This window comes from Marinomonas gallaica, from assembly GCF_049821165.1.
Lineage (GTDB): Bacteria > Pseudomonadota > Gammaproteobacteria > Pseudomonadales > Marinomonadaceae > Marinomonas > Marinomonas gallaica.
This window is the reverse complement of sequence record NZ_CP187511.1, coordinates 984,016-1,008,800: the sequence shown is the minus strand read 5'-3', so window position 1 is coordinate 1,008,800 and position 24,785 is coordinate 984,016. Positions and strand designations below refer to the sequence as shown.

The window sequence follows — 24,785 nt, the reverse complement described above, 5'->3', positions numbered from 1 at the left end:
TTCTCCTATAGCTTAAAGCTCAACGTGTCATAATATTCTCTTCGTAATATATCTGATATTTCCATGCGTTGTTGACCAATGCCACCATTAACAGAAGCCTCTATTTTAATGAGTAAATCTTGATTGTTCATTTGATTTGTATTTTCAACAATAAAGTCAGTCAAATTACTTCTAACCCACATGCCTACCAGGGCGCGAGCATACTTTGAAGAACTAGCTTCAAGCCTGCCAAAACCTGTATTGTAGCGCTTGTAGTTCATCAAACAGGCTTCATTCCGTGACTCTTATCGAACATCTATCTGTTATTAAAGAAACTCGCTCTGATATTAACCAAAAACATGATTTAGTGGATGTCATGTTTCTCGTTATCACCGCCATTATGGCTGGCGCCGAAGGTTGGCAAGATATCGAAACGTATGGGAATGGGAAGTCTGAATGGCTGAAACAGTATAGAGCATTTAAACATGGTATCCCAAGACGCCACACTATTGCTCGCATTCTAAAGGGCCTGGTGCCAGAAACCTTACTGGAAGCATTAATCAATTGGGTTAATGAGAACCGGAAATCACAAGGAAAACCCTTGATCGCATTGGATGGAAAAGTGCTACGAGGAGCTTATAGAGGGAACCCGCAATCAGCTCTTCAACTTGTCACAGCTTACGATACTGAAAATGGCTTAGTTTTAAGTCAGAAAGCTACGGCCACGAAAACAAGCGAAATCACGACAGTACGAGATATGTTGAGTGTGTTAAATATTCAAGGGGCTGTGGTGACGGTTGATGCACTGCATTGCCAGAGAGAAACGCTAGAGCAAATTAGGGAGCAAAAAGGTCATGTTGTGGTTCAGGTTAAAGGCAATCAAGGGCAGCTAAAAAAAGCGATTGAACAGCAATTTGAGGCGTACTTTAAAAAGCCGAAAGCCACGCCTGTTATAGAGTTGAAAGAAAAAGGACATGGGCGAACAGAAGAGCGAAATGTCTTTCAACTGAAAGCGAAATTCCCGCCGGAGTTGTCTGAGAAGTGGCCCACTGTACGCAGTATCATCGCTGTAGAGAGGCTTAGAACGGTCAAAGGAAAAACAACGATAGACACGTCGTTTTATGTGAGCTCTTTATCGCCTAAACATAAGTCATTGCATCATTACATACGCCAACACTGGCGTATTGAAAACAGTCAGCACTATGTTCTGGATGTCGTGTTTAATGAAGATAAGTCAAGAATCGTGATGGATGATGCGGTAGAGCATATGGCTCTATTCAAACGTTTTGTGATGAACATACTTAGGCAATGTAATGATGATTCACCGAGCCAACGGCAGAAGCTAAAAAGAGCTACTTGGAGCGATGATTATCGTGCTCAATTATTGTTTGGTTAAAAAAGAACAAAGTATGCTCGAGCCCTGACATGCCTACAGCAGTACCTAAACCGCTATCAATTTTTCTCTTTACAGTCGAGCATCTTGCAAAACTCACAGACAACACAATTTGTGGCTAACTTATCGCCCCTTTAGAGGCTATTTTTTTGCTTAGTTAAGCACTTTTTTCTACGCGTTTTATTGCCGCTGTCGGAGCAGTTGATCTACACTCAATATAGGGCAAACGCATGAACGTTTTTCAATCAACTTAAGGCGTTTTAAATGACTAAAAACAGTCAAATATCGGTATAGATAGGCTAAAACGGCTAGGGAAATAGACTCAATTTATTGCTATGAGATCAAATAAGCGATATTTGCTTACTAAATAGGCATTTTTATTGTACAAATTATGCTCATGCGTTTGCCCTGCTCTTCAAAGTATGCTTGCGCCCTGCGTAGCACTTAGATGTCATTATACAAGTATAAGTTGCTTATAAAATCTCCCTGGCACTCATGATCATCTTCACCATTTTGGGTTTCAATTTTAAAACCATGTGATTCAACGGGGTAGCTATCCTTACCTTCTATGCCTACTGAATCATTATCGTATAGATCATAGACGGTAACTTTCTTATCTTTTAGATGAAAAGATAGCTCACTGTAATCGAACTGATACCTGAAGTGATGTTGATATATAAAAGCATTGTTCGATTTAATGTACTGACTTTCTTTATCATTAGGATCAGGAATAGGTATTTGTCCAACAGTTCCCTGGACTATTTCTTTATCTTTCTCAAATGATAGACTTGCAATCAACTCTTTATCTTTACTGGTTATGTTGATGGTATAGCCACCAGACTGGCATTGAAATGTGACGTCTTGATTTGAGGAAGGCTTATCTGACGCAACTGTATAAGAGGACATTAAAAAAGCAAATAAAAATATTTTCATTATTTTTTTTCCACCATACTTAAATATGCTGCTTCCATTCGAGCATCATAACCTCTTTGATATCGGCCATTATACCCTTCTGCAAACTCTGTCCAATCATGATTTTTTAAAGATTTGCTCAATCCCTTACTTCTAACGAATTTTGTAAATGCGATCAACTGCTTTTTTTCTGATAGAAACATATCCTTTACAAAACTTTCAACATCAGAGTAACCGCAACTGTCAAAATTAAACCCCATTATTTGAAAACGACCCCATGAGGCACATTGTAACCCTACTTTTCTATCTAAAACCATTGCCGTAAGCAACTTATGATATTGTGCTTTTTCTAGACCATATTCGATATTCTTAGGACTTTTTGTAGCGATTAAGGGGAATAAATTACAATATATATGACCTGTTCTAAGAGAAAATTGATAGGGTTCAAACAGTATTGCAGGTCTTCCTGATGGGAAAAATGCTTTACCCTTTGTTTCTACGTATGCAACAGCTTTAATTTCTTCTATATCACACCCAATGATTTGAGCCGCTTCGACGTAGTCTTCTTCGGCTAATGTAGGAGATACTGTTATCGGAGGGAGATGGGTGCTCTTACCGGGGAAAGTAATTCTTAAATAGGTGTTGATTGTCTTAAGTGTCACACTATTAGGTTCAATAGTTCCACTGGGGCTACCAAAATCTTGAATCATATTTGATTGAAATTCACGAATAGCTGCAACTGTTTTAGACTTATCAGGGTTAGATCCAATAATTCCATCAACAACTAGCATCTTTGTTTTTGGTATCAGCATTAGTAAAGTGTTAAGAGTTTTCTGAATTATTTTTACATCGTTTTTACGATTTTTTCCAGAATATCCAACAGAGTTTGAGATAATAGACATTATAAATCCTTTTATATCAGATGGTGGGAGAGAAAGTTTTTATTTCACAATAACCAGATTTTTTATATTGATATTAACTATTATGTTCATTGTAAGAATTAAGCTCATGCGTTTTCATTGATATCCAACCGCACTCCCTATCGTTTCTGAAAAAGTATCTCTATTATTGTTTAACTCAATGGATTGGCCTTTAGATGTAGCTCAGAGTACATTATGACTGATTAAAAGAGGCCGTTTGTAGATGGATTCATTCTAGATGATATCCTCAAAATAGCTTCATCAAAAGTATCAATCAAGGCTGATCCTATTCTCACACTACCATGATCAATTTAATTTTTATCGCAGCCTTACATATCTAGATAAACTATCTAATTAATGTTTTAGAAGGGGTTCTACTACTAAACCTTTAAGTTTATTAGTCAATTCCATTTTATAATCCTCAAGTAAGCCAGCTTTACGCTGGCTCATATGATTTTTAACACTGCTATATTACTTCTTACTATTTTGCACTTCGTACAAACGATAGAATTCATGCTGATCGTAAGATCCATGAGAGAAACAAAGCTCGTAGTTCATATCTTTGGGTAGTTTGCCTTCCGGCGTATATAGGCCCGCGTAGCCAGGAATATACAGTTTTGTATGGCGATCTGAACCATCGAAATAAAGCATGCTTTGTGTCGCGCCGTCGGCTTTGTTAACAATGCGGTATTTTAATGATGCGGTGTCAATGTCTTCTGCTTTGTAAAGCATAGCTTGGTCGTTTAGCTCCGTGTCTACACCAGAAATACGCACTAAGAAGTCTTTTGCAGATTTCTCGCCAACACGCATCACAGACACCGAAATAGGCGAACCACAACCTTCATAGTTGTATACGACTCGACCTAAGTCAGGGCGCTCTTGAGCAGCGAAAGTTAATGCAGAGAAGGTGGCGCCTAGGCCAATAAGAAGCTTACGATACATGATGATCAATCCCTTGTGTTTAATGAAGATCGCACCATAGCAAGCGACTTTACTAGGTAAAAGCGCAAACTTTGCCACCTGAAATAATTTTTCAATTTCATGACGAAAAGAGCCCATACATTACGCTTTGTATACAGTCCTTCTTCAGCGTATCTCGCGATCACTCTATAACAATAACGCAATGGAAGCTTACAGCGTCACACTGCGTAGCAACCATTGCTCAAAGTCGATTGCCGACATAGGACGGGCAAAATGATAACCCTGAAGGTAATCACATCCTTGGCGTGCTAAATACTCAGCTTGAGCGACTGTTTCTACCCCTTCTGCGACCACCTTCATATGAAGACCTTTAGCCATCGCAATGGTCGCAATTACGATGCATTCATCGGATTCGTTTTTACCTATACCGCCGACAAAAGATTGATCAATTTTTAAATAATGGGCTTCCAGTTCTTTGAGGTAACTGAGTGAGCAATAGCCGGTGCCGAAATCATCAATCGATATACTGATATTGTGATTACGAAATAATGATAAGTTACGTATCAACTGTTCTGAGCGCACCATTAACGTCGTTTCGGTGAACTCAATCGCAATCGCTTTCGCTGGAATATTGTAAAGCCTCATGCCCTCCAATAACTCTAATGCGACATCCGAGTTCGACAACTGAATGGTAGATATATTGATCGATAATTTACCGACTGGAATATCTCGGTCACGCCAATCTGCTAGTTGACGCAAGGAGGTATCAATGATCCAGCGCCCTAACTCGATGATTTGACCACTGTCTTCAGCAATCGGGATAAAGTCTGCAGGAGAAATCCACTCGCCACCGCGCTGCCAACGAACCAGCACTTCAGCACCTATTGATGCTTCGCTAAGAGCCGCGACCTGTGGCTGATAATGCAGTGATAGCTGATCACTCTGACTCAATGCTTCTTCCAAATGACGCTGAGTCGCCACCCGACGCTGCATGTTTTCATCCATGGACTCATCAAAGAAGCGGTACGTATTTTTACCCGAGTGCTTGGCTCGATACATCGCTAAGTCGGCTTGGCGTAATAGAGCCGAGGCATCAATTGAGCCAATCTCATTCATCGATACGCCAACACTGCAACTTACAGAAAACGTGGTATCACGATAATCAAAAGGAACCGCCAATGCTGACACGATACTTTGCGCTAGATGGTGTATTTGGGCTTCAGTGCCAGCAGGATGTAGGAAAATCGCAAACTCATCGCCTCCTAAGCGTGACAACAATGCCTCATCAGGCATCAGTGATTGCAACTTATTAGCAACACGCTTTAGTAATGCGTCCCCCGCATCATGGCCCAAGGTATCGTTGATTTCTTTGAACCGATCTAAATCGATAAACATTAATGCTACGGAGCCATATTGACGCTTAGAGACACAGTCTTCTAAACATTGCTCAAAGTATCGGCGATTAGCCAATCCAGTCAAATCGTCATGTTGCGCCATATACAAGACTTGTTGCTCAGCTTGTTTACGATCCGTAATGTCTTCGTGTACCGCGATAAAATATTCGATTTCATCTTTGTGACCCACGACTGGCGTAATGGTTTGATCGACCGTAATAAGACTGCCATCTTTGTGGCGATTAATCAGCTCATTGCGCCAACTATGGCCTCGGCTGATCGTACTCCAGAGCTCTTTAAAAAATAAACGTTCATGCACACCAGAATTTAATACACGTGGTGTTTTACCTCGCACTTCTTTCAAGCTATAGCCTGTTAAACGAATAAAAGCATCATTTACCCATTCAATTTTCCCTTTCGGGTCGGTAATAAAAATCGCATTGGCGGTACTTCGAATCGCCATACTGAGCAGGTAGTTATTCCCTTGTATCTGATCTCGTTTATGTCGTAGCACGAGGTACATGGCAAGCATCAGCACTAAAACACTCGCCAACACCGCAAAGATGGTTTTAACGACTTGAGCATCATGGTACCAGTTGGCGAGGGCATCTTTGTTATAAGACCTTATGGCGATGACAATGGGATAAAAAGACGTAGCACGGTAACTGTCTAGGTATTCGCCCTCTTGCCCTTGGCCTCGTACCTCGCCCCAAGATCGCTCCATAATCAATGATTGCAGCTTCTCATCTAATAGCTCAAGGTCATTACCAATAACGTTCTCACCCGTAAATAAAAACAGTGATACTTCGCGTCGGCTGCTGGAAACGGACTGAAACAGGCTTTGATAGTAATTCAAATTAATCGATCCAATGACATAGCCGACCACTTCACCATGGAGCTGGTAAGGCACACAGATTGGCCAGTATTCAAGCTCTGGAATCATTACTTCATCACCCCAGAAGCGACCCTTTTGCGAAGGTAAAAATAAAACTTCTGTATTCGATACGCGTTGCGAACATTGCTTGGCTAGGGCTAGCGGCACCACATCAATACTGCGCATTTGCGGTAGGCCGTGCAGTAACCGGTTTTTAAGTGTTTCTAATGTACGAGGTGGCCGCTCTAACACGTTGGCTGAAATCGTTTGTAATGCACCAACAGCAGATTGCAAAGAACGAATCACAGAATCCTCAAGCGCATACGCTAACGAGGCACTGGTCATAGACTGCTCCTCAAGAGAGCGTTCATAACCACGCACCAGAATATTTTGTAAACTGATCGCCATCACTAACAACACAATGACGGCACTCGCCACGATCACTGTCTGGCGCTGTATGATAGTAGATATAATTTTGAGCAATGTTATTAACCTAGATCAGTTCAAATACGTTATAGATCTGCATAATAAGCGTAGCTTATCGTTTATATTATTAGGAGGTTTTGACGTATGTCGCTTAGAGCCAAAGCAAGTGCTTTCTTTTTCGGGATTCTTATACTACTCACTGGAAATGCTTTCGCAGAAACGAATCCGACCCTCGACGCTATCACAGAAAGAGGACAAGTAAACGTTTGTATTTGGCCTGACTATTTCTCCATTACCTATCTCAGCCCACGCACACAGCAGCTAGAAGGGATCGACATCGATTTAAGTCAAGCGCTGGCAACGGATTTAGGCGTTCACGTAAATTACGTCAAAACCCATTTTGGCCGTTTTATGGATGACCTAGAAGCAGGCAAGTGTGATGTCGCCATGTTTGGTGTTGGTAATACCGAAGCACGCCGTCAGCGCATTGCTTTTACTGAGCCTTACTTGGCCAGCAATATGTATGCAGTCACTACACAAAATCATCCGTTTATTAAACGCTGGCAGGATATAGATCAGAAAGGCGTCATCGTGTGTGTCCAAAGAGGGACTTACATGGAAAGCGCCATGCGTAAGTCACTCAAACATGCCACGCTAACCACCGTCCGTAAACCAAACGAACGAGAATTAGAAGTACTGTCTGGCCGAGCAGACGTTTTTATTACAGATTATCCTTACGGGCAGAAGATGATCCATGTGTACGACTGGGCGGAGCTGCTCGCGCCACCCGGTAAGACAAAGCAGTTCCAATACGCTTATGCGGTTGCCAAAGGCGACACCAAGTGGCTTGCACGCATGGAACAGTTTGTCAGTGATATTAAGCAGGATGGACGCTTAGAAACGGCGGCGGCAAACAACAACTTGTCGCCAATCATCATTACAGAGTAAAGCCCACTCCCCTAACTAAACAATCAAAAAAGCCCGAGTATGCTCACCATGCTCGGGCTTTTTAATGATCAGAAGCATTAAGCTTACATACGTTCTAGGGTTTCGATGCCTAACAGCTCTAGACCTTGTTTCAAGGTCGATGCCGTATTCAACGCCAATTGCAAACGGCTTTCTTTGACCGCGTCGTCTGCGTTTAGAATTGGGCAGGCTTCGTAGAAGGTCATGAAGATACCCGCCAGCTCGTATAAGTAGGCACACAAGAAGTGTGGCATACCATCACTGATCACTTGCTGAATCGCTTCTTCTAACTGACAAAGTTTCACTGCCAAAGCACGCTCTTGGTCTTCTACCACGGTAATCGGAGCATTCAACGCTGATACGTCCATTTCTGAACGGCGTACAATACTCGCCACACGTGAGTATGCGTACAATAAATAAGGCGCTGTATTACCTTCGAAGCTCAACATAGAGTCCCAGTTGAACACATAATCAGAAGTGCGGTTTTTCGACAAATCGGCGTATTTTACAGACGCAATACCAACCACTCGGCCGATATTGCGTTGCTCATCTTCCGACATGTCTGGGTTTTTAGACGCTACCAATTGGAAGGCGCGCTCTTGCGCTTCTTCCAGCAATGCAGACAGCTTCGCCACACCACCAGAACGGGTCTTAAATGGTTTACCATCGCTGCCCATCACGGTACCGAACGGCATGTGCTCTAGGCTAGTTTCGGGCTTCACAAAGTTCGCTTTACGCGACAAGGTAAAGATTTGCTGGAAATGCAACGACTGACGCGCATCGACGAAGTACAACACTCGATCAGCATTTAGTGCTGTCTGACGGTAACGCACTGCTGCCAGATCCGTCGTAGCGTATAAGAAGCCACCGCCCGTTTTCTGCACAATAATAGGGGTAATCTCACCCTCTTTGTTTGCAAACTCTTCCATGAAAACACACTGTGCGCCGTTTGACTCTTGCAATAGGCCCTGCTCTTTCAGCTCATTGACCACATTCGCTAAGTCGTCGTTATAAGCACTTTCAGGTTTCACATCTTTACGTGCTAGAGAAACACCTAGCATTTGGTACGTCTCTTCACAGTGCTGTAATGACACTTGAATGAATTCGTTCCAAAGCTTCAGACATTGCTCATCACCAGACTGAAGTGAAACAACTAATTCACGCGCATGCGCCGCAAATGCTTCATCTTCGTCAAAACAGATTTTCGCTTCACGATAGAAGGTTTCAAGATCAGAAAGCGCCATACTCACTTCTGAACTCTGCGCACGTAGACGCTCCATGTACGCCAGCAACATACCAAACTGGGTGCCCCAGTCGCCGACGTGGTTCTGACGGACAACATTGTGGCCTAAGAACTCAAGGGTACGTACTACCGCATCACCAATAACCGTAGAACGCAGATGACCCACGTGCATTTCTTTGGCTAAGTTGGGGCCAGAGTAATCCACTACCACGGTTTGCGGATCCGCAACAACGGTCACGTCTAAGCGATCACTGTTACGCAGCTGCGCAAGAGCACCACTTAACCATTCGTTTTTCACGAAAATATTTATGAAGCCAGGGCCTGCAATTTCGACTTTGTCAGCCACATCAGACATGTCCAATTGCTCAAGTACTTTGGCCGCAAACTCTCGTGGATTCGTGCCAATTTTCTTAGCCGCGCCCATAATGCCGTTGGCTTGGTAATCACCAAATTGAACTTTTGCAGACTGACGAACCAATGCTGGCGCATCTTCAGCCGCACCGGCTGCGACCATGGCCGCTTGAATACGTTGATTAAGAAGCGTTTGAATATTCACAAAAAACCCATTTGTAGAATCACACAACCCTCTGGCAAAGCAATTCACCAGAGGGTTGTCATGTTAGTAGAAGTTGGCGCTATGATAACCGATTTTCGACGATTTAGCGAAAGAACAGCTTACACGCTGGGTTATCGTTCTCGTCTTGGTAAGGGTAGCCCAGTTCATCTAAGTAGCGCGTCACATCAGTTTCTTCACCTACCGCCTGTAAGCCCACCAATACTCGACCGTAAGCATCACCATGGTTACGATAATGGAACATAGAAATATTCCACTGACCGCCCAGCGTATTGAGGAATTTTAACAAGGCACCAGGACGTTCAGGGAACTCAAAACTGTACAGAAGCTCGCCTTTATCGCTGCGCAAATGACCGCCGATCATGTGACGTACATGAACTTTTGCCGTTTCATCATCGGTCAAATCAATAATTTCATACTCTTTCAGATCCTGTAGCAGCTCTTCTCGGCTGTGTGGACTACCGCCTAATCCAACCCCTACAAAAATCACCGCTTCGTTGTCATCACTGTAGCGGTAGTTAAATTCGGTAATGGCACGGCCCACTAGCGCCTGACAAAAGTCTTTAAAGCTGCCCGGCGCTTCTGGAATTTTCACGGCAATGATCGCTTCGCGTTTTTCACCTAATTCCGCACGTTCTGACACATGACGTAGACGGTCGAAGTTCACGTTGGCGCCAGAATTAATCGCCACTAAGCGCTGACCTGTTGCACCTTCGCGCTCAATGTATTTCTTCAACCCTGCCAGTGCACACGCGCCTGCAGGCTCAGTGATGGCTCGGGTATCATCGTAGATATCTTTGATCGCTGCACACATTTCATCGGTGTTCACAGTGATGACTTCATCGACGCATTCTTTGGCAATTTCAAACGTGTTTTTACCAATCTCAGCGACCGCCACCCCTTCAGCAAAAATGCCTACTTGAGCCAAACGTGTCGGTTTGCCTGCTTCCAAAGCCGCCTTTAAACACGCCGCATCCGTTGGTTCCACACCGATAATTTTGATTTCAGGGCGCAAGTATTTGATGTACGCCGAAACACCCGCAATTAAGCCACCACCGCCAACAGGGATAAACACCGCATCGATGTTTCCTTCGATCTGGCGCAACAGCTCCATACCGATGGTACCTTGACCCGCAATGGTATCGATGTCATCAAACGGGTGAACGTAAACTTGGCCTGTTTGCGCCATGATTTCTTGAGACTTCGCAAAGGCGGCATCAAAGGCATCACCAGACAACACCACTTCCGCACCACGAGCACGAACGGCATTCACTTTTACATCGGGTGTGGTTTCAGGCATAACAATCGTGGCTTTAATACCTAACTTTTTCGCAGCCAATGCTAAGCCTTGAGCATGATTACCCGCCGACGCTGCAATGACCCCTTTGGCACGATCGGCTGCGGAAAGCTGAATAATTTTGTTGTATGCGCCACGAATCTTAAACGAGAACACTGGCTGTAGGTCTTCTCGTTTCAAAATAATGTCGTTACCCAAACGCTTAGAAAGTTGCGTGGCATGGGAAACGGGAGTTTCTACTGCGACGTCATAGACTGGCGCTTGTAGAATTTTTTTGATGATCGTATGAGGCATATACATTCCTGCTTTTTTCTCCGAAAGCACGCCAGCAATGTGGCGCTCAAGGGGGTAACTCTGCTAAAAAACGAACCCGCAATATACTCCTTCCGCCCTTTATGAGCAAAGCCTTGGGCGGGATTTGACTGCTTTTTAGGTGAACACGGCAACTTCGTCCTAGAGGGGTAACAATAGCTCGGCTAACTGACTATAATGTGCTCACCCAATCGGGGTAACACCCTCACTCAAACATCAGTCACAGGTTTATCCAGCATGACGCAAGACGATTTAAAAAAAGCAGTTGCTGTCGCCGCAGTTGAATACATTTTACCGCTACTTGAAGAAGACACCATTGTCGGTGTGGGTACGGGTTCAACCGCTAACATGTTCATAGACGAATTGGCGAAACACAAACAACTATTCGACGGCACAGTTGCAAGCTCTGAAGCTTCTGCAGAACGTCTAAAAGGTCACGGCATTCCTGTGTATGACCTAAACGCTGTGAACTCGATCCGTGTTTACGTAGATGGTGCCGATGAATCAAACAATCACCTTCACCTAATTAAAGGCGGCGGTGCAGCACTAACACGCGAAAAAATTGTGGCCGCATGCTCAGAAGAATTCGTTTGCATCGCAGACGAATCAAAACTTGTGAAAGTATTGGGCGATTTTCCACTACCCGTGGAAGTGATCCCGATGGCGCGCAGCTACGTGGCGCGTGAATTGGTCAAACTTGGCGGCGACCCAGTGTACCGTGAAGGCGTGGTCACAGATAACGGCAACAGCATCTTAGACGTATACAACCTAGAAATCGTTGACCCAGTTAAACTGGAAAGCCAAATCAATGAGATCGTTGGTGTGGTGACAAACGGCTTATTCGCTGCACGCCCAGCAAACGTCTTGTTGCTAGGCACTCAGTCTGGTGTGAAAACACTTAAGGCTTAGTTTGTCAGATAGCCCGAGACCAATTCTCGTTTCTCGCTCTACGCGCAAGCGCTAGAGGCGCTTCAAAACGAAATTGGTCTCTGTCTTAACTGACCTATCAAAATAATTGTTGAGGTCTAGTCCTCTGCAAAAGTCGCTTCAATACGAAATTAGCTGTATTCACAGACTTATTCTTCCTCACTGTCTGAATTCTGTTTAAAAAGCATCTCAAAGAATGATGGGATTTGGGGTTCAGGCTGAGTCTGATTGCCTTGGGCTTTTGCGTGAGCAATATTGTTTTCTATGTCCTGCCTCCAATTACCAGCAATTTGAGCTTCTTCAATGGGAGGAAGGTTGTTGTAATGCTCCTTAATGCCTTCTAAAGCTTCGCTGAAGTCACCATTATTTTGCCTCCATTGCCTCTCCATTTCTGCAACAACCGCAGCTTTCCAAGCATATTCTTGATCGCCCTGTTCTGATAAAGCAGCTCGTCTTTCATTGGTCGTAAAGGTGCCGCTATCATCATAAATAATCAATGTCAGCTGGTCTGGGGCAAGCCTCGCAAAAGGATTAGTCCCGTTCCCATTGATAAATGCTGTGGCTTGCTTAGCCCGCTCTAAAAGAGCCGGGTCGTTTGTCTGGGGCACTTCAGCATCATGTCGAGCTTTATTTTGTTGGTACCTAGATCCAGAAAGCTGACTTCTAAGTGAATCAGCCTTATCAGCCAAAGCATCTCGATCAAGACTCGCATCTCGCTCATCGGCACGGATTTGGGCTTCATTGAGCTGCTGGGCAAGCGTAGAAATTTTAGGGCCGGATGTGCTCTGCGAGTCTGATGAAGCGACTTTTTCTACAGTATCGCCAGCATTGTTTTGAGCCACTCCGGTACTTTGAAGTGAATTTCGTGAAGTGAAGTGATTTATATTGATCATGACTTTCCTCCGTGAATATAGAACTTGTTATCAACCTAATGCTATTCCCAATGACTTCTCACCTTTATAGGTTAAAACTTATTCATCCTCACTGTCTGAATTCTGTTTAAAAAGCATCTCAAAAAATGATGGGATTTGGGACTGGGATTGAGACTGATTGCCTTGGGCTTTGGCATAAGCAATATTACTTTCTAAGTATTGTCTCCAATTACTGTGCAGCTGAGCTTCTTCAATGGGAGGAACGTTATTGTAATGCTCCATAATACCTTCCAAAGCTTCGCTGAAATCACCATTATTCTGCTTCCATTGCCTCATAATTTCATTAACAACTGAAATTCTCCAAGCACTATCTTGCTCATCTTGCTCTAATAAAGCAGCTCTTCTCTCATTAGCGGTAAAAGTGCCGCTTTCATCATAAACAATCAATGTCAGTTGGTCTGGAGCAAGCCTCGCAAAAGGATTAGCTCCCGTACCATTGGTAAAAGCAGTAGCTTGCTTAGCCCGTTCTAGATGAGCCGGATCGTTCGTGTCAGGCACTTCCGCATCATGCTTAGCTTTATTTTGGTAATAAATTGGTCCAGTAATCTGCTTCCTAAGTGACTTTGCTTTATCCGCTAAAGCCTCTCGATCAAGACTCGCATCCCGCGCATCGGCACGGATTTGGGCTTCATTGAGCTGCTGGGCAAGCGTAGAAATTTTAGGGCCGGATGTGCTCTGCGAGTCTGATGAAGCGACTTTTTCTACAGTATCGCCAGCATTGTTTTGAGCCACTCCGGTACTTTGAAGTGAATTTCGTGAAGTGAAGTTATTTATATTGATCATGACTTTCCTCCGTGAAAGTGGAACCTATCGTCGCAACTGTAGCTGAGATAGAAGTGTAATGTATTTAAGCAGACTTATTAGGATAGGACTCAACGTTATTATCCAGTGACTTCTAGCGCTTGCGCGTGGAACAGAAAATAATTGTTGAGGCCTAGCCTTCCTACCTAAACTCGTTCCGCAGACTTATTAAGGTAAAGCCCTGCGTTATTTTTCAGCGACTTCTAGCGCTTGCGCGTAGAGCGAAAAATAATTGCAGGGGTCTAGCTCTCTAAATAACCAGCAGAACTAACAAACTAGAACCAGCGACTTTTACGCATCAAAACAAATTGACCGATGCCCATGAATACCAGCACTCCGACAAACAGCCAGAATGCGGCACTATTCTCTACTCCAGGCATGCCACCAATGTTGATACCAAATAAGCCCGTTAAGAAGCCTAATGGCATAAAGATACCGGACAGGATCGACAGCACGTACATACGCGCGTTCATCTTCTCCGCTTGGTGGTTGGCAAACTCTTCCTGCATTAATAGACAACGCTCACGTAAGGACTCTAGTCCTTCCACATAGCGTGTGATCTCATTGGAAGCCTCCTGTATTTTCGCGACTTGCTCTTTCGTCATCCATGGCAGAACTTCCACGGCTAAACGCGCAATGGCTTCCTTTTGCGGCACCAGAAATCGACGTAAGCGGACGGTTTGCAAACGACGCTCAACTAAAGTACTACGTTGCTCCGGCAATACTTCCTCGGCCATATCTTCTTCAAGATCACCCAGCGTATCCTCTATACCGTCAATCACCCCTGCCATACGTATCGTGAGGGTATGCGTTAATGTGGCGATAAGATCGGCTATGTTTTCCGCGCCAATGCCCTGCTCTAACTGACTAACTTGCTCCATTACAGAGAGTAAACGTCGGCGGCGTGTAGAAACTACGAAATGCGGCGTCACCCATAAACGTAAAGACACCATGTCAGACGGATCTGAATCAGGGTTAAGGTTGACTCCACGTAGCGTCATTAATACACCATTTCCCATTTTGACGGTACGCGGACGTGTTTCGTCAGCATATAACGCTTGCACGACCGCTTCTGGAATTGAATCCATATTATCCATCCATTCACGTCCACCGTTTTGAGAACAATCGATGTGTACCCAGTGTGCTCCACTTTGAGGAACATCAGCCGGTAAGTCTGACATGCGTTCCGCACCGCCATGACCATCAAATTTCAAATAATGCAGTAAATATTCCATAACGTTTTCTCTCGCAGTGCTCAGTCCAAACCTTTGAACTCGTTAATTATTGGCTTTATAAGCTGACGTCAACTCAAGGGGGTGGCATAATTTCAATCATTGACTATTTATTAAAGGATCCTATGCCATGCAAAGTCTTTCTCAATTTTTAGAGTCTGATTCCTCTTCCGCATCATTACAGGAAGTTTTGTTCGTCACAACACAAACATGTATCGAAATTTCGAGCGCTCTAAAGAAAGGTTCTTTAGCCGGTATTCTGGGCATGGCAGGCAATGAAAACGTACAAGGTGAAGAACAAAAAAAGTTAGATGTCATTTCTAACAACATGCTAAAAAGTGCGTTATTGGCTTCTCCTGCCGTTCGCGCCATTGCGTCTGAAGAAGAAGACGACATCGTTCCAGCAACGACTACCGGCGAGTATCTGATTGCTTTTGATCCATTAGATGGTTCATCAAATATCGACATTAACTCAATGGTAGGTACGATTTTCTCCATCTATCAACAAATAGGCAGTGAACCAGCAACCGAAGCGGATTTTCTAAAGCCTGGTAAAGAACAAGTCGCGGCTGGCTATGTGCTGTATGGCCCATCAACAATGTTGGTCTACTCTACAGGCAATGGTGTACACATGTTCACACTGGATGTCGAAAAAGGTGAGTTTATTCTGACCCGTGAAAATGTCCAAGTTGAGACCGAAACGCAAGAGTTTGCCATCAACATGTCGAACCAGCGTTTTTGGGCTGACGCCATGCAACATTATGTGAATGACCTTGTTGCAGGCAAAGATGGCTCGCGCGGTAAAAACTTCAACATGCGATGGGTTGCTGCCATGGTCGGTGACGTACACCGCATCTTATGCCGTGGTGGTATCTTTATTTACCCATGGGACAACAAAGACCCAAACAAGGCAGGTAAACTGCGTTTGATGTACGAAGCAAACCCAATGGCAATGTTACTCGAACAAGCTGGCGGTAAAGCCTTCACGCACACAGACCGTATTTTGGATATCCAGCCTGAAGGCATTCACCAGCGCGTTGCTGTGGTATTGGGTGCGGCCAACGAAGTGGATAAGTGCTTGAGTTATTAACAATGTATTTTTGATACTAAAAGACCGACTAAATTAGTCGGTCTTTTTTATGTTCGTGTGTCAGAAGTAGAGAACTCTTGATAGGAACGCCCTATTTAGTCTACGGTTACGCCAGATAAAAACACTTGCACTTGCTGATGGGTATCACCCCAAATATGAGTTTTCACATCTTGTAAAAACTTCTGCGCTTCAGTCAATGTTACAATACCTGACATAAGCTCTACACCAACCCCTTCTTGACCAAAGAAAAAACGCCACACATGGCCATCTACTTTTACTTCACCTTCACCGTTTACATAAGACACTTGCTCGAAGGTGTAATCTGATGGCACAAAACATGATAACTCTTGTCCTGTTTCACCGTATTTCATGTCCGGAACATACCCTTGACGATCGACTAATCCGAATTTCATACTGCACTCCTGTTGTTGTTTTCTTCAGCATAGCCCTTTCAAAATTTATTTGCTGCTATTTTTAATAAGCGCTTGTCCAGCATCAGCTATTTAACGGCCTTGTTCGCGCTGTCGCACTCACACCGCCAGACTTTGCAAGACTTAATTGCACAGTTATTGCTTACTCAACCTTCCCTGTTAATCCTTCATCAGTAAAAGCCTAATAAGGTGCTGCCTTTGTGCGTGGATTTGGCAATCAAAACCAAATTTAAAACAGTAATAACAACACAACATAGGCAAGAACCAATGCAAACAAACGAACGTCAGCCCTTCGTTTATGCCAACATGCGTTTGGCATTTATTTTATTGATCACCTGCTTTGCCGCATGGGGTGTGGCAGCCAATATGACTGACCCACTGGTAAAAGTGTTTAGCAAGATCTTTACCATGAGCAACCTACAATCCGCTCTGGTGCAATTTGCTTACTACGGCGCGTACTTTTGTTTGGCATTACCGGCCGCGTTTATCAATGTGCGTTTCTCCTATAAAACCGGGGTGCTAACCGGTTTAGGCTTAGCCTGCTTAGGCGCGTTGGCGTTCTACCCTGCTAGCATTTCCATGACCTATGGCTTCTTCCTTGCTGCGCTGTTTATTATGGCAGCGGGGTTATCCATCCTCGAAACCTCTGCAAACCCTTTTGTTATGGCCATGGGGCCGCAAGAGAATGCCACACGCCGCTTAAACTTGGCTCAGGCGTTTAACCCGGTTGGCACCAACATTGGCGTGTTTCTAGCGGCAGCGCTTATCTTGCCAAACCTGAACACGGCGACCGCTGAAGAGCGCGCAGCCATGACACAAGATGCACTCAATGCGGTACGTGCCGCTGAGCTTCAGGCCGTCATGACACCGTATGTTGGCATGGCCATGGTGCTGTTAGTGATTTGGCTGTTGATCGTCTTCGTTAAAGTACCGCGCGCAGAAAATGCGGGCATCAGTACTGAACAAGAAAACCATGATGGTTTTCCTGCCACACTCAAGCGCCTAATGAAGTTGCCTCAGTACCGCTGGGGTGTGGTGGCCCAGTTTTTCAATGTAGCGGCACAAACCTGTGTGTGGACGTTTACCATCCAATACGTACAAGAAACCATTGGTGGCACAGAAGCCAGCGCGTCCGACTACTTGCAGTACAGCTTGATCTTATTTTTGATTTCACGCTTTGTGATGACGTGGTTAATCGGTATCTTCCGCCCAACCATTCTCTTAGCGTTGTTGGGCGCGATTGGCGCTCTGCTGTGTGTGTACGCTGCCATGGCCTCAGGTGTGTCAGGTATTTGGGCCATCGTCGCAATTTCAGCGTGCTTGTCGTTGATGTTTCCAACCATTTACGGCATCGCGTTAAATGGTCTAGGCAAGGATACTAAGTTTGGCTCAGCAGGCTTAGTGATGGCGATCTTAGGCGGTGCGATCATGCCAATGGTACAAGGTGCGGTGATAGATACCTATGGCGCCACAGTGTCTTATCTAGTTCCTGCTATCTGTTTTGTCATTGTTGCAGGTTACGGCGTCTTTGCAATTCGCCACATTCAAGACTAATCCTAGTCTCGTAAATTAACATTCCTAAAGCGTCTACCCTTGGTAGGCGCTTTTTTGTATTCAGCACCTTTATGTTGACACTTCTTGTAGCTTTCACTACCTGAGAATCGCATTTATTCGTATTTCATGCGAGGTCTGTTCAATGTCTTATATTTGCCCTGTTTTGCTGACAATTGATGCTGAGCTAATCAACTTTCCTATGGCAATTTTTGTTTTACATTGTAGATAACAAAACAGATCTTAAGAAGGACAGCAAAATGAACTATCAAGGCGAAAACATCTCATTGAATCTCTCGCGCTTCCAAGACACGTTAGTCATGAACTTAAAGCCGTCAGGCCGTCCAAGTGACGATGATTTTGATAAGTTATCAAACATGATTGAGACCGCCGTCTACTCAATTCAAGCACCGCATATGGCACTGTTAGTTGACCTAAGCGAACTGCAAGGCGTGAGTGCACACAGTGCATGGCGAGAATTATTGCACAGCCTCAAGATTGGCTGTGAATTTGACCGTATTGCAGTGTTTGGCCATAACCACTGGCGCAATCTCATGATCAATGCGTTAAGCTGGTTGATTTCACCCAATTTAAAAGTCTTCCAACGCAAAGACGAAGCAACCAACTGGGTAATGGCGTCCTAACCTATATCCGCGTTAGGACGGCAATGAGTCGTGTACTGATGTCACTTGAGCATGTTTTGATTGCTTATGTTGATACATCGCTTCATCGGCTTCTGTCAGACTTACCTTTTTATCTTTCTTAGGGTTGCCTTTCGAAAAACCATAGCTAATTCCAGACGTTGGCCACTGAGTTTTAAGCTCTGTCTCGATGTTCAAAATAAGCTGTTGCAGCTGAGATTTTAGCGCAATCATGTTTCTATCTTGAGCCTCTACCAGCCATAAAAATTCATCGCCACCAACTCGAAAAACACTATCATCTTCCGCTATTTGGTCACGCATCAAACTGGCCGCTTCGATTAAAAAGCGATCGCCTTCTTTATGTCCGAGACTGTCATTAATGGTTTTCATACCATCAAAGTCGATGAACACAATCCAATAATTTCCATTAAGCTCAGATAGCTTTTCATCCATCGCAAAACGATTGCCCACATTCGTCAGCATATCGACTTTCGCTTGATATAAAATCTCCGTCAGCTCCTTTTGTTTCACACGCAGCCATTCGGACAAAGACAACAATATACAAAAACAATCCAACGCCAACGCCGCTAATACCACCAACTCTGGGTACGGTAAAACAGACCCAGCTAAGGCATGAGATGCGGTGTAATACACCAATGAAGAGCCGTAAAGCAGGTTACCCGTTAAGTAGTATTTCGCTTTGAAGTCATGCTGGCCAAGCATGGTTATCCCAGTGAAGATACTCAATGGCACCCAAATTAACGCCAGTATATGCGCCAAATAAAACACCGTTATGAATGGCAACCACAGCATAATGACCGCCATCACAGCACCACAAACAGCCACACCACGAAAAACGCGATATAACCTCGGTGCATGCTCTTGAGTATTAAATAAACCCGCGGTAAACATGGCCGCACATGCAATCGCAATGGGGAAAAGATGCATGCCAGCGTAGGTGAAATTAACGCCCAGCGATGGCAGCAAACTGTTGATTTCCCCCGAAGCAACCGCCCAACCAATGCCGTGCAAGCCTACGTACCCAGCAAACCAAAACGTCAACATCAGCTTGGTACGGAAATAAATAGCCAAGGCTAAAAGCGCCAAAGTCAGCATGACAAAAACCGAGCCTTGAGTCACCAGCCGGACAACGCTCTGAACATGGTAATAATCTGATGCATTATAAAGCGTGAGGGTAATCGGCGTGGGGTAATACTGAGCGCTAATGACAATCCACAACACACCACGACTTTGCTCAGGTACATTAACCAGGAAGGCTTGGGCATGCAGCATATCGGGTAAGCGTTGAGGGCTGAGTGTAGCAAAGTCTGCAATCTTTCGTGGCGGCTGTCCCTCGGGCTGCCAATAAGCAACACCGTTGTCCAGAAAGTTGGCTCCCACTACCACAAAGCGTGATTGGGCTTGCCCAGCAGACAGCGATAGTTTGGTCAGATACCTGCCTGTTTGACCAATGATCGTACCGCTTGGCTGTGTACTTTGATGAAGCAAAGACAAAGTATCTTCATCTAGATCCACGCCCTTTTCTAGCTGAATGGGATGCCATAAACCGTTATCGTCTAATTTGATCGTTGCATCACCCAACTGCAACGTCGAATCAGACGCCGCCCAAAGCAATGAGCTAAACGACAGCAATACGAAACATGCCCCAGTAGACAAGACAACAGTGAGTAAATAACGGCAAAAGGATCGCGGCACAGACAAAAAAGCCCCCTAAACAAATGTCTTATGATCAAGAAGTGTACCGTATTTATTAGAACTTTCTGTAAGAGTATTGTTACCCCGAGAACAAACTCACTCGACAGGAACCACACACTCGGGGTAACTTCGGAAATTAAGTACTCTTTTAAGTATTATCACACTAAGGATTGCGCCATGATCTCCCCCGTTATCCAAGAAGAAGCCACTGGCTGTGGCATTGCCTCGGTCGCCAACATCGTCGGCAAAACCTACCCCGAAATGAAAGCCATCGCCAACGGCCTAGGCATCTACGCCGACGACACCGCACTTTGGTCTGATACGCAATATGTGCGCACCTTACTAAAGAATGAAGGCATCGCCACCTCAGACAGTGAAACACCGTTTACGACATGGGATACCTTACCAGACACCGCCCTACTGGCGATCAAACACCATCAAGAAGACGGCAAAGACTTCTGGCATTGGGTGGTGTTTCGACGCATCGACGGTAACGCCATGGTCATCGACTCTGCTGCGTATTTAGATTCAAATATCCGCACGGACTTTTTTGAAATGGAACCAAAGTGGTTTATTAAAGTTAGTCTACTCCATGAATCAAGTTTCGATGCCTAAGGTGTTAATACGATAAACAACAACAGGATGGAGAGATCAAGAGCTGTTAAATAGGAAATGGGGCAAACTGCTTTTTATTCTTTAATAATTTAAGTCTATTCACATTGAATAATAAATATTTGGATAGAGAAAAGACTTACGGTATTCTTCCCAAAATCTCATGGAAGACGAAGTTATTTATCACATTATTTTTCTCCCTTCCTAGTTCCAAAAACTTAAAATTTTACTCATTAAGGAATATAAATGTCTCTTTTTAGAAATGCAGTGCTCTCCATATTGGCACTTAGTCTATGGGGGTGTGCAGTTGACGGAAAACATCTTTATGTAGAAGGTAAATGCGTATCCTGCTGGCAGGATACATTCAAAAAAGATAAGTCTGATTACGAAATTATTGGTGCAAATAACTACGATATCATTTCTTGGCAAGAACTTGCTTTAGAAGGATTATCCAGAGAAGATAATCTCAACGTGGCAACTTATGGAGAAGACTACCTTACTTACAAATTAGGCAGTAACTCAGATCATAGCCTCACAATACATGGCTATACTAAACGCAATGAACTGACATATAGACGAGATGTAAAAAAAGCAACAGAACAGCTAGAGTCTGACTTACATAAACACCAGCTTAAACCTATTTATCAGATTACCATGCCATCGACGTTAGACAACTATGATTTCGATAGGCAAGAGTTTCCTGTTGACTACACAACAGGAGTTACACTAGAAGGCGGTAAGGATATAAAGCTTCTACCTAAGGAAATTTCTGTAATATTCGATAACTATCAAGATTTCCCAGAGCTAAAAATGCCACCTCATACTGCTGAAAATTTTTTAAAGGGAAGGAATCAGAAAAGAAAACTGTTCATTAGGTACATTTTTGAAATTAATGCTATGACTACACAGTCTTCTTTTCAGGGTACTGTCAAAGAAATTCAATTCATTGATGTCGTACCAAAAAAATATTATCAAACGCGAAAAGAGATTGAAAAATACGCACCTTTTGAAGCAATTCAACTATAAGGCTCATACTTTCAGAGCACAGATCTATCAATTGAGATTTGTGCTCGAAAATGGCATTCAATCAGCCTTAACCGTGGCGGCGATGCCCGGTTCTGGGCTCCATTTGCGCATTTCGGCAAAGACATCTGGACGATCATCTAGGTATTTCTGTGCTTCGGCGATGTCAACAAAGGTGGTTTTCGCTTGTTCGGTCATGATGCGGTCGCCAATGTCGAGCAGTTGCGCTTGATTGAAGTAACCGATGCCTTCTACTGTGGTGACTTGTAGTTCTACGCCAGCGAAGGTTTTGGTTTGGATATCGAGTTCCATGGTGTGTCTCTTTTTATAAATTAGGTATTAGGCCACATACTAGGTGGCCTTGGTCGAAGGAACAACTAAAACCTAGCGACGGCGCGGTTTACCGCTTTTCACCTGAGCACCACTTTGCCCTAGTGCTTTGGCACGCAGTGTCTTTTTAGACGGTTTTCGTTTTGAACTGGCGGCCTCTTCTTGCACCATTGGGTTGGGTTCAAAGCCTTCCAGCCACTGTGGTACAAAGGTCTCGCCAGTGAGTTTTTCAATGTCGGTCAGTAAGTACTTTTCTTTGGACGAGACAAGTGAGATTGCTAACCCATCTTGCCCTGCACGCCCTGTGCGCCCAATACGGTGAATATAATCTTCCGCGTTGTACGGTAACTCGTAGTTGATCACGTATTGCAGCTGCTCAATGTCCAAACCCCGTGCAGCCACATCGGTGGCCACCAACACGCGTACTTGGCCCGTTTTAAATTCTTCTAGGCCACGATCGCGTGCCCCTTGAGACTTATCTCCATGCACCGCAACGGCCTTGATGCCGTCTTTACCCAACTCTTTGGCTAGGTCGTCTACCGCTTGTTTGGTTCGGGTAAAAATCAGTACCTGTTTCCAGTTTTTTGAACCAATCAAATAGGCGATCAATGCCGCTTTGCGCTTGTTATCGACTTCGTAGATACGCTGCTCCACTTGTGTCGCGGCGGCATTACGCTCAGAGACTTCAATAAGCTTTGGGTCTCTCAACAAAGTTTTACTTAAAGCAAACACTTCGTCGTTAAACGTGGCGGAGAAAAACAGTGTTTGGCGAGTCTCCGGCAAGCGTTTCAAGATGCGTTCGATATCAATAATAAAGCCCATATCGAGCATGCGATCGGCTTCATCCAATACCAAGGTTTCCACGGAATTCAGATCAATCAGCTGCTTCATAGTCAGTTCAAGCAACCGCCCCGGTGTCGCTACCAGCACATCACAGCCTTCGTTTAACGCATCAATCTGAGGGTTAATGCTTGCACCGCCGTACGCCACGACAGCATTAAGGCCCAAGCCTTGACTGTATTTTACGAAGCTTTTATGGACTTGCTGAGCCAGCTCTCGCGTCGGAGTAAGTACTAACACACGAATGGCTTTTTCTGATGCTTCTCGCGTTAAATGACGCTGAATTAAAGGCAATGCAAACGCTGCGGTTTTACCGGTACCCGTTTGCGCCCCCGCCATCACATCATGACCCGATAAGACTTCTGGGATAGCCGCCAACTGAATCGGTGTCGGCGTTTGATAGCCAAGCGTGTCGAGCACGGACAATACATCCGCATGAAGACCTAGGGTCGAAAAACTCATAAACAAAGCACCGTCATTTCAAAGGAATAATACAACGCCATTGTAACATCTTGATCCGCCATAAAAGGATGTTAAGAGCATCATTTTGCTTTAACAGATCAATAAAAAATCATGTTTCAATTGACAATTTCACGAGATAGAACAATATTCTTTATATTAGTCTTCCTTTGTTCTTACTAGATAACAATATTTAAGGATTAAAAATGAATAAAAATAAGAAAAACTGGCTTTTAATCGCAGGATTAACGCTAAGCGCACCACTTTTTGCACAGGACGTGAGCTATACAACCCTAAACTGGCCACCGTTTATCGGTGAAAGCGAAGACAGAAATGGCGTCCTAGCTGAAATTGTTAAACAAACAATGGACGCCTCTGGAACAGATTACACACTTGAATTTACGGACTGGAGTAAAGCACTGGAAGACGTACTCACAGGTGAAAAAGATGCCATCATCGCGGCCTATTATTCAGAAGAGCGTGCTAAAAACTATCATTACTCATTACCAATTTACAGTGTCTACACGGGGCTTGTGACACGCGAGAGTAGCGGCATTGATATTAAATTTTTTCAATCCTATGATGAGTTGAACTCTTACCGCATCAGTAAACTTGCAGATTCGGTAGTGGGTGAAACCTTCGACAAACACCCGTTCCCAAATATAAAACCTTACGCGACAGAGCAAGAAGCGGTGCAGGCCTTGTTTGATGGTGAAGTAGATTTCTACGCGGGCAATTTAGATGTTGCCAAGGACCTTGCGAAGAAGATCGGCCAAGACAGTGCGGAGCTGTCTATTGTTCAACCGCCGATTAACGAACAAGAAATCTTTGTTATGTTCTCTAAAGCAACAGAAAATGGTTTAGAGCAACGCGATGCATTCAATAAGTCCTTGGTAAATTTACAAGCCAGCGGCCAATATGACGCCATTCTTTCAAGCTTTAAATAAGACTTGAACTCTGTGCAACATGGCTGTTTCTATTCCATGTTG

At 44.2% G+C, this 24,785-nt stretch carries 23 protein-coding genes; 9 read left to right on the top strand and 14 right to left on the bottom strand.

Features of this window, described 5'->3' with window-relative positions; translation table 11 throughout:
• Positions 1 to 5: 5 nt before the first annotated feature.
• Entirely contained in the window at positions 6 to 260 is a 255-nt protein-coding gene (locus ACPUEK_RS04720) for a hypothetical protein (RefSeq protein ID WP_425642503.1), read from the bottom strand.
• Positions 261 to 277: 17 nt separating this feature from the next.
• Between ACPUEK_RS04720 and ACPUEK_RS04715 the strand changes: the two genes are divergently transcribed.
• Positions 278 to 1,375 (top strand): ISAs1 family transposase, encoded by a 1,098-nt coding sequence (locus ACPUEK_RS04715; RefSeq protein ID WP_425641831.1) that lies wholly within the window; start codon positions 278 to 280, stop codon positions 1,373 to 1,375.
• Between the two features lie 441 nt (positions 1,376 to 1,816).
• On the opposite strand, the gene ACPUEK_RS04710 is transcribed toward ACPUEK_RS04715, so the two are convergent.
• The 4 genes from ACPUEK_RS04710 to ACPUEK_RS04695 all read right to left on the bottom strand — a co-directional run bounded on the left by ACPUEK_RS04710 (position 1,817) and on the right by ACPUEK_RS04695 (position 6,876).
• Positions 1,817 to 2,305, bottom strand: coding sequence for a hypothetical protein (locus ACPUEK_RS04710; protein ID WP_425642502.1), 489 nt, complete (start codon positions 2,303 to 2,305; stop codon positions 1,817 to 1,819).
• Positions 2,305 to 3,186 carry an N-acetylmuramidase domain-containing protein gene (locus ACPUEK_RS04705; RefSeq protein WP_425642501.1) on the bottom strand — a complete coding sequence of 294 codons (882 nt, stop codon included), beginning with the start codon at positions 3,184 to 3,186 and terminating at the stop codon, positions 2,305 to 2,307. Before ACPUEK_RS04705 ends, ACPUEK_RS04710 begins: the two co-directional genes overlap by 1 nt.
• Before the next feature lie 489 nt (positions 3,187 to 3,675).
• A complete protein-coding gene (locus ACPUEK_RS04700; RefSeq protein WP_067221063.1) occupies positions 3,676 to 4,263 on the bottom strand; it encodes a hypothetical protein in 588 nt (195 codons plus the stop codon).
• A gap of 72 nt (positions 4,264 to 4,335) precedes the next feature.
• Positions 4,336 to 6,876, bottom strand: coding sequence for a putative bifunctional diguanylate cyclase/phosphodiesterase (locus ACPUEK_RS04695; protein WP_425642500.1), 2,541 nt, complete (start codon positions 6,874 to 6,876; stop codon positions 4,336 to 4,338).
• Positions 6,877 to 6,963: 87 nt separating this feature from the next.
• Here ACPUEK_RS04695 and ACPUEK_RS04690 point away from each other — a divergent pair, with 87 nt between their 5' ends.
• Positions 6,964 to 7,767: a substrate-binding periplasmic protein gene (locus ACPUEK_RS04690; protein ID WP_425642499.1), complete on the top strand. Its 804-nt coding sequence runs from the start codon at positions 6,964 to 6,966 to the stop codon at positions 7,765 to 7,767.
• Between the two features lie 83 nt (positions 7,768 to 7,850).
• Here the strand turns inward: ACPUEK_RS04690 and argS are convergent, their stop codons facing one another.
• Both argS and ilvA read right to left on the bottom strand, forming a co-directional pair.
• On the bottom strand, positions 7,851 to 9,584 hold the full coding sequence (argS, locus tag ACPUEK_RS04685) for an arginine--tRNA ligase (RefSeq protein WP_425642498.1): 1,734 nt from the start codon (positions 9,582 to 9,584) through the stop codon (positions 7,851 to 7,853).
• A 103-nt stretch (positions 9,585 to 9,687) separates the two neighbouring features.
• Positions 9,688 to 11,193, bottom strand: coding sequence for a threonine ammonia-lyase, biosynthetic (gene ilvA / locus ACPUEK_RS04680; protein WP_067221076.1), 1,506 nt, complete (start codon positions 11,191 to 11,193; stop codon positions 9,688 to 9,690).
• Between the two features lie 255 nt (positions 11,194 to 11,448).
• Between ilvA and rpiA the strand changes: the two genes are divergently transcribed.
• Positions 11,449 to 12,120: a ribose-5-phosphate isomerase RpiA gene (rpiA, locus tag ACPUEK_RS04675; RefSeq protein ID WP_417507621.1), complete on the top strand. Its 672-nt coding sequence runs from the start codon at positions 11,449 to 11,451 to the stop codon at positions 12,118 to 12,120.
• A gap of 167 nt (positions 12,121 to 12,287) precedes the next feature.
• On the opposite strand, the gene ACPUEK_RS04670 is transcribed toward rpiA, so the two are convergent.
• From ACPUEK_RS04670 to ACPUEK_RS04660, 3 genes are all read right to left on the bottom strand, one after another.
• Entirely contained in the window at positions 12,288 to 13,031 is a 744-nt protein-coding gene (locus ACPUEK_RS04670; protein WP_425642497.1) for a hypothetical protein, read from the bottom strand.
• 78 nt (positions 13,032 to 13,109) lie between these two features.
• Entirely contained in the window at positions 13,110 to 13,853 is a 744-nt protein-coding gene (locus ACPUEK_RS04665) for a hypothetical protein (RefSeq protein ID WP_425642496.1), read from the bottom strand.
• 293 nt (positions 13,854 to 14,146) lie between these two features.
• Positions 14,147 to 15,106 carry a zinc transporter ZntB gene (locus ACPUEK_RS04660; RefSeq protein ID WP_067221081.1) on the bottom strand — a complete coding sequence of 320 codons (960 nt, stop codon included), beginning with the start codon at positions 15,104 to 15,106 and terminating at the stop codon, positions 14,147 to 14,149.
• Positions 15,107 to 15,233: 127 nt separating this feature from the next.
• Here ACPUEK_RS04660 and ACPUEK_RS04655 point away from each other — a divergent pair, with 127 nt between their 5' ends.
• A complete protein-coding gene (locus ACPUEK_RS04655) occupies positions 15,234 to 16,193 on the top strand; it encodes a class 1 fructose-bisphosphatase (RefSeq protein ID WP_067221084.1) in 960 nt (319 codons plus the stop codon).
• Between the two features lie 95 nt (positions 16,194 to 16,288).
• Here the strand turns inward: ACPUEK_RS04655 and ACPUEK_RS04650 are convergent, their stop codons facing one another.
• A complete protein-coding gene (locus tag ACPUEK_RS04650; protein WP_067032826.1) occupies positions 16,289 to 16,606 on the bottom strand; it encodes a hypothetical protein in 318 nt (105 codons plus the stop codon).
• 285 nt (positions 16,607 to 16,891) lie between these two features.
• Here ACPUEK_RS04650 and fucP point away from each other — a divergent pair, with 285 nt between their 5' ends.
• Complete coding sequence (gene fucP / locus ACPUEK_RS04645; RefSeq protein WP_425642495.1) at positions 16,892 to 18,178, top strand: L-fucose:H+ symporter permease; 1,287 nt, start codon at positions 16,892 to 16,894, stop codon at positions 18,176 to 18,178.
• A 257-nt stretch (positions 18,179 to 18,435) separates the two neighbouring features.
• Entirely contained in the window at positions 18,436 to 18,819 is a 384-nt protein-coding gene (locus ACPUEK_RS04640) for an STAS/SEC14 domain-containing protein (RefSeq protein ID WP_067032821.1), read from the top strand.
• A 12-nt stretch (positions 18,820 to 18,831) separates the two neighbouring features.
• On the opposite strand, the gene ACPUEK_RS04635 is transcribed toward ACPUEK_RS04640, so the two are convergent.
• Complete coding sequence (locus tag ACPUEK_RS04635; protein ID WP_425643017.1) at positions 18,832 to 20,532, bottom strand: GGDEF domain-containing protein; 1,701 nt, start codon at positions 20,530 to 20,532, stop codon at positions 18,832 to 18,834.
• 177 nt (positions 20,533 to 20,709) lie between these two features.
• On the opposite strand from ACPUEK_RS04635, the gene ACPUEK_RS04630 reads away from it, so the two are divergent.
• Both ACPUEK_RS04630 and ACPUEK_RS04625 read left to right on the top strand, forming a co-directional pair.
• Positions 20,710 to 21,147, top strand: coding sequence for a hypothetical protein (locus ACPUEK_RS04630; RefSeq protein ID WP_425642494.1), 438 nt, complete (start codon positions 20,710 to 20,712; stop codon positions 21,145 to 21,147).
• Between the two features lie 243 nt (positions 21,148 to 21,390).
• Positions 21,391 to 22,170 carry a DUF4852 domain-containing protein gene (locus tag ACPUEK_RS04625; RefSeq protein ID WP_067223646.1) on the top strand — a complete coding sequence of 260 codons (780 nt, stop codon included), beginning with the start codon at positions 21,391 to 21,393 and terminating at the stop codon, positions 22,168 to 22,170.
• 57 nt (positions 22,171 to 22,227) lie between these two features.
• On the opposite strand, the gene ACPUEK_RS04620 is transcribed toward ACPUEK_RS04625, so the two are convergent.
• Both ACPUEK_RS04620 and ACPUEK_RS04615 read right to left on the bottom strand, forming a co-directional pair.
• Positions 22,228 to 22,479: a hypothetical protein gene (locus ACPUEK_RS04620; RefSeq protein ID WP_067032810.1), complete on the bottom strand. Its 252-nt coding sequence runs from the start codon at positions 22,477 to 22,479 to the stop codon at positions 22,228 to 22,230.
• 72 nt (positions 22,480 to 22,551) lie between these two features.
• Positions 22,552 to 23,799, bottom strand: a complete 1,248-nt coding sequence (locus ACPUEK_RS04615; RefSeq protein ID WP_425642493.1) for a DEAD/DEAH box helicase — start codon at positions 23,797 to 23,799, stop codon at positions 22,552 to 22,554.
• A 203-nt stretch (positions 23,800 to 24,002) separates the two neighbouring features.
• On the opposite strand from ACPUEK_RS04615, the gene ACPUEK_RS04610 reads away from it, so the two are divergent.
• Positions 24,003 to 24,743, top strand: a complete 741-nt coding sequence (locus ACPUEK_RS04610; RefSeq protein WP_067223652.1) for a substrate-binding periplasmic protein — start codon at positions 24,003 to 24,005, stop codon at positions 24,741 to 24,743.
• Positions 24,744 to 24,785: the final 42 nt, after the last annotated feature.

Coding starts and splice junctions, on each gene's coding strand:
- ACPUEK_RS04720 (WP_425642503.1), bottom strand. CDS start 260: ATGAACTACAAGCGCTACAATACAGGTTTTGGCAGGCTTGAAGCTAGT.
- ACPUEK_RS04710 (WP_425642502.1), bottom strand. CDS start 2,305: ATGAAAATATTTTTATTTGCTTTTTTAATGTCCTCTTATACAGTTGCG.
- ACPUEK_RS04705 (WP_425642501.1), bottom strand. CDS start 3,186: ATGTCTATTATCTCAAACTCTGTTGGATATTCTGGAAAAAATCGTAAA.
- ACPUEK_RS04700 (WP_067221063.1), bottom strand. CDS start 4,263: ATGGGCTCTTTTCGTCATGAAATTGAAAAATTATTTCAGGTGGCAAAG.
- ACPUEK_RS04690 (WP_425642499.1), top strand. CDS start 6,964: ATGTCGCTTAGAGCCAAAGCAAGTGCTTTCTTTTTCGGGATTCTTATA.
- ilvA (WP_067221076.1), bottom strand. CDS start 11,193: ATGCCTCATACGATCATCAAAAAAATTCTACAAGCGCCAGTCTATGAC.
- rpiA (WP_417507621.1), top strand. CDS start 11,449: ATGACGCAAGACGATTTAAAAAAAGCAGTTGCTGTCGCCGCAGTTGAA.
- ACPUEK_RS04670 (WP_425642497.1), bottom strand. CDS start 13,031: ATGATCAATATAAATCACTTCACTTCACGAAATTCACTTCAAAGTACC.
- ACPUEK_RS04665 (WP_425642496.1), bottom strand. CDS start 13,853: ATGATCAATATAAATAACTTCACTTCACGAAATTCACTTCAAAGTACC.
- ACPUEK_RS04660 (WP_067221081.1), bottom strand. CDS start 15,106: ATGGAATATTTACTGCATTATTTGAAATTTGATGGTCATGGCGGTGCG.
- ACPUEK_RS04655 (WP_067221084.1), top strand. CDS start 15,234: ATGCAAAGTCTTTCTCAATTTTTAGAGTCTGATTCCTCTTCCGCATCA.
- ACPUEK_RS04650 (WP_067032826.1), bottom strand. CDS start 16,606: ATGAAATTCGGATTAGTCGATCGTCAAGGGTATGTTCCGGACATGAAA.
- fucP (WP_425642495.1), top strand. CDS start 16,892: ATGCAAACAAACGAACGTCAGCCCTTCGTTTATGCCAACATGCGTTTG.
- ACPUEK_RS04640 (WP_067032821.1), top strand. CDS start 18,436: ATGAACTATCAAGGCGAAAACATCTCATTGAATCTCTCGCGCTTCCAA.
- ACPUEK_RS04630 (WP_425642494.1), top strand. CDS start 20,710: ATGATCTCCCCCGTTATCCAAGAAGAAGCCACTGGCTGTGGCATTGCC.
- ACPUEK_RS04625 (WP_067223646.1), top strand. CDS start 21,391: ATGTCTCTTTTTAGAAATGCAGTGCTCTCCATATTGGCACTTAGTCTA.
- ACPUEK_RS04620 (WP_067032810.1), bottom strand. CDS start 22,479: ATGGAACTCGATATCCAAACCAAAACCTTCGCTGGCGTAGAACTACAA.
- ACPUEK_RS04615 (WP_425642493.1), bottom strand. CDS start 23,799: ATGAGTTTTTCGACCCTAGGTCTTCATGCGGATGTATTGTCCGTGCTC.
- ACPUEK_RS04610 (WP_067223652.1), top strand. CDS start 24,003: ATGAATAAAAATAAGAAAAACTGGCTTTTAATCGCAGGATTAACGCTA.